This window comes from Mycobacterium sp. TH-M82 (assembly GCF_057473605.1).
On the sequence record NZ_JBYCKY010000874.1, the window covers coordinates 1 to 3,578 of the forward strand.

General features: G+C 67.0%; 6 protein-coding genes. 3 read left to right on the forward strand and 3 right to left on the reverse strand.

Features of this window, described 5'->3' with window-relative positions; all coding sequences use genetic code 11:
- Positions 1-166: enoyl-CoA hydratase-related protein (locus AC2VON_RS25400; RefSeq protein ID WP_486955296.1), on the reverse strand; the 166-nt coding region annotated here is incomplete at its 3' end.
- Between the two features lie 173 nt (positions 167-339).
- On the opposite strand from AC2VON_RS25400, the gene AC2VON_RS25405 reads away from it, so the two are divergent.
- Both AC2VON_RS25405 and AC2VON_RS25410 read left to right on the forward strand, forming a co-directional pair.
- On the forward strand, positions 340-504 hold the full coding sequence (locus tag AC2VON_RS25405; protein ID WP_486955291.1) for a hypothetical protein: 165 nt from the start codon (positions 340-342) through the stop codon (positions 502-504).
- Positions 505-1,998 (forward strand): alpha,alpha-trehalose-phosphate synthase (UDP-forming), encoded by a 1,494-nt coding sequence (locus tag AC2VON_RS25410; RefSeq protein ID WP_486955292.1) that lies wholly within the window; start codon positions 505-507, stop codon positions 1,996-1,998.
- On the opposite strand, the gene AC2VON_RS25415 is transcribed toward AC2VON_RS25410, so the two are convergent.
- Entirely contained in the window at positions 1,999-2,919 is a 921-nt protein-coding gene (locus AC2VON_RS25415) for a 3-oxoacyl-ACP reductase (protein ID WP_486955293.1), read from the reverse strand. It lies immediately after the preceding gene.
- A 21-nt stretch (positions 2,920-2,940) separates the two neighbouring features.
- Positions 2,941-3,138 carry a ferredoxin gene (locus tag AC2VON_RS25420; protein WP_486955294.1) on the reverse strand — a complete coding sequence of 66 codons (198 nt, stop codon included), beginning with the start codon at positions 3,136-3,138 and terminating at the stop codon, positions 2,941-2,943.
- A gap of 150 nt (positions 3,139-3,288) precedes the next feature.
- Here AC2VON_RS25420 and AC2VON_RS25425 point away from each other — a divergent pair.
- Positions 3,289-3,578 (forward strand): acyl-CoA dehydrogenase family protein (locus tag AC2VON_RS25425; RefSeq protein WP_486955295.1); only part of this gene is annotated, 290 nt, incomplete at its 3' end.

Consider the following 3,578-nt stretch of genomic DNA (forward strand, 5'->3'; position numbering starts at 1 on the left):
GGATCACCACCCGAACAGTGTCGTCGGCCTCGGCCCGGCAGAACGCCTCGTCGAGCTGCACCAACAGGGTGCGGTTCTGCGCGTTGTGCGCCTCGGGCCGATTGAGCCAGATCCGGGCGATGCGGCCGTCGTCAAGGGTTTCGTAGTCCACCAGGTCAGCGGGGATCTCAGTGACCGCGCTGGTGCCGGCATGATCAGGGCTTACGGGACTTGTCACGGGCGCCACCTCACTTGTTCGCGCCCCACAGCCTACGTCCGCCGGCGCCCTCACCCGCCGCTGGGTGGCCGCTGGGCGCTTGTGCGGCTGTGACGCACGGCGCACTTCGCTACAGTTGTGTCATGGCTGCTAAATCTGACACGGCCGATATCGGCGAGGTGGAACCGCTGGCCGACAGCACCGCACGCCAAGCCAGGCGAGTGGTCGCCGCCTACGCGAGCGACGCCGACGAGTGCCGGGTCTTTCTGTCGATGCTCGGCATCGGGCCTTCGAAACCCGAGACATAGATGACCCCCGGGGGCGGTCACGACGACGAAAGTCCCGGGATTTCCGACTTCGTGGTTGTCGCCAACCGGCTGCCCATCGACATCGAGCGGCACCCGGATGGGTCGACCACCTGGAAACGCAGCCCGGGCGGGCTGGTCACGGCGTTGGAGCCGCTGCTGCGCCGGCGGCGCGGAGCCTGGGTGGGATGGCCCGGCAACATCGATGTCGGCGGTGACGCGGGCGGTGATGTCCAGGCAACCGCGGAGCCGATCGAGGCCGACGAGCTGCAGCTGCATCCGGTGCGGCTGAGCGCAACTGACATCGCCGAGTACTACGAGGGATTTTCCAACGCGACGCTGTGGCCGCTGTACCACGACGTCATCGTCAAACCGATCTACCACCGGCAATGGTGGTACCGCTATGTCGACGTCAACCGCCGGTTCGCCGAGGCCGCCGCCCGCGCCGCCGCACCCGGCGCGACGGTATGGGTGCAGGACTACCAGCTGCAGCTCGTTCCCAAAATGCTCCGCACGATTCGCCCCGATGTGACCATCGGTTTCTTCCTGCACATACCGTTCCCGCCGGTCGAGTTGTTCATCCAGCTGCCGTGGCGCACCGAGATCGTCGAAGGCCTGCTCGGTGCCGACCTGGTCGGGTTCCACCTGGCCGGGGGCGCCCAGAATTTCCTGTTCCTGGCCCGGCGCCTCACCGGCGCCAACACCTCCCGGGGATCGGTCGGCGTGCGGTCCCGGTTCGGTGAGGCGCAGTTGGAGTACCGCACCGTCCGGGTGGGCGCATTTCCGATCTCCATCGACTCGAGTGAGCTCGACCGGAAGGCCCGCGGTAGCCGGATCCGGCAGCGGGCCAAAGAGATCCGCGCCGAGCTGGGCAATCCCCGCAAAATTCTGCTCGGTGTGGACCGGCTCGACTACACCAAAGGCATCGACGTCCGGCTGAAGGCGTTCACCGAGCTGCTCGCCGAGGGCCGCGTCAAGCGTGACGACACCGTGCTGGTCCAGCTGGCCACACCGAGCCGGGAACGGGTGGAGAGCTACCAGATCCTGCGCGACGACATCGAACGGCAGGTCGGTCATATCAACGGCGAATACGGCGAGATCGGCCATCCGGTGGTGCACTACCTGCATCGTCCGATTCCCCGCGATGAGCTGATCGCGTTCTTCGTGGCCGGCGATGTCATGCTGGTCACCCCGCTCCGCGACGGGATGAACCTGGTGGCCAAAGAGTACGTGGCCTGTCGCAGCGATCTCGGCGGCGCGTTGGTGCTCAGTGAATTCACCGGTGCCGCAGCGGAGTTGCGTCAGGCCTACCTGGTCAACCCGCACGACCTGGAGGGCGTCAAGGACGCCATCGAGGCGGCGGCCAATCAGCCCGCCGAGGAAGGCCGGCGACGGATGCGGTCGCTGCGGCGCCAGGTGCTGGTGCACGACGTGGACCGCTGGGCCAGGTCGTTCCTGGACGCGCTGGCCGACGCGCATGCCCGGCCGGAGGATTGATCAACTCATCAGGTCGGTTGCCGCGAACCCCCGCGCCGGGTCACGATCGGCGAAGTAGTGCTGCAGTGTGCCGCTCAGCTTCACCGGGTCCCACGCCTGGCCGTCGGCGATGAACCGGTGCTCCGCGGTGGGCGCCGACAACAGCGTCACACCGGGCCCGTAAACGATGAAGACCTGGCCGTTGACCGACCGGGCCTCCGGTGAGGCGAGAAACCGGACCAGTGACACGACGTGTTCCGGGGATAGCGGATCGATCTCGCCAGCGGGGGCCTGCGGCGCGGCGCCGAACACGTCGGCGGTCATCGCGGTCCGGGCCCGCGGGCAGATCACGTTGGCGCACACCCCGTAGCGGCCCAGCGCCCGCGCCGCCGACAACGTCAACGCGATGATCCCGGCCTTGGCCGCGGCATAGTTGGCCTGCCCCACCGGCCCCATCAGGCCGGCCTCCGACGAGGTGTTGACGAGCCGCGCGTAGACGGTGCCCCCGGGATTTTCAGCCTGCTTGGCCTTGTCGCGCCAGTAGGCCGCCGCATTGCGGGTCAGCAGGAAATGGCCGCGCAGATGCACCGCGATGACCGCATCCCAGTCCGCATCGGACATGTTGAACAGCATCCGGTCGCGGGTGATCCCCGCGTTGTTGACGACGATGCTCAACCCGCCCAGCCCGTCGGCACGGCCCACCAGTTCGTCGGCGGTCGTCCGCTCGCTGATATCACCGGCGACCGCCACCGCCTTGGAGCCGGCAGCGGCGATCTCGTCGATCACATCGGAGGACGTCAGTGCGGCCGAGATGTCGTTGACGACCACGGTGGCGCCCGCGCGGGCCAAGCCGATCGCCTCGGCGCGGCCCAAGCCGGCAGCGGCACCCGTGACGACCGCAACCTTCCCGGACAGATCAGTCGCGCTATCGCTCGAAGTCAATGTAGGAATACCTTTAGTCGTCTACTCGTCGTCCACCCGGCGCAACGCCGCCCGCGGGCACTCGGCGATCGCCTGCGTGGCGTGGGCTTCCTTGTCCTTGGGAATGGGAGCGACTTTGACGTTGCACTGCTCATCATCGTTCAGTTCGAATACATCGGGGTCGATGCCGACGCAGATGGCGTTGCCCTCGCACCGATCGTAGTCCACCTCAACTCGCATCACAGTCTCCTCGATGGCTCCTTGAATACGGCCGCTGCTGCCACCTTACGACCACATGCGCGATTGCCGACGCCGAAGGCGGCTGGATCTTGGCGACTAGAACGTGTTACAACGAATGGACCCAGGTAAGGACCTAGGTAAGGACAGGCGATGCGGATCAGTTACACCCCGGAGCAGGAGGAGTTGCGTTCCGAGCTGCGGTCGTACTTCGTCAAGCTGATCACCCCCGACCGTCGTGAGGCGCTGACCTCGATGTCCGGCGAGTACGGCACCGGCAATGTGTACCGGGAGACCGTCGCCCAGATGGGCCGGGACGGGTGGCTGGCGCTCGGCTGGCCGACGGAGTACGGCGGCCAGGCCCGCTCGGCGATGGACCAGTTGATCTTCACCGACGAGGCGGCGATCGCCGGCGCTCCGGTGCCGTTTCTGACCATCAACAG

Coding starts and splice junctions, on each gene's coding strand:
- AC2VON_RS25405 (WP_486955291.1), top strand. CDS start 340: ATGGCTGCTAAATCTGACACGGCCGATATCGGCGAGGTGGAACCGCTG.
- AC2VON_RS25420 (WP_486955294.1), bottom strand. CDS start 3,138: ATGCGAGTTGAGGTGGACTACGATCGGTGCGAGGGCAACGCCATCTGC.
- AC2VON_RS25410 (WP_486955292.1), top strand. CDS start 505: ATGACCCCCGGGGGCGGTCACGACGACGAAAGTCCCGGGATTTCCGAC.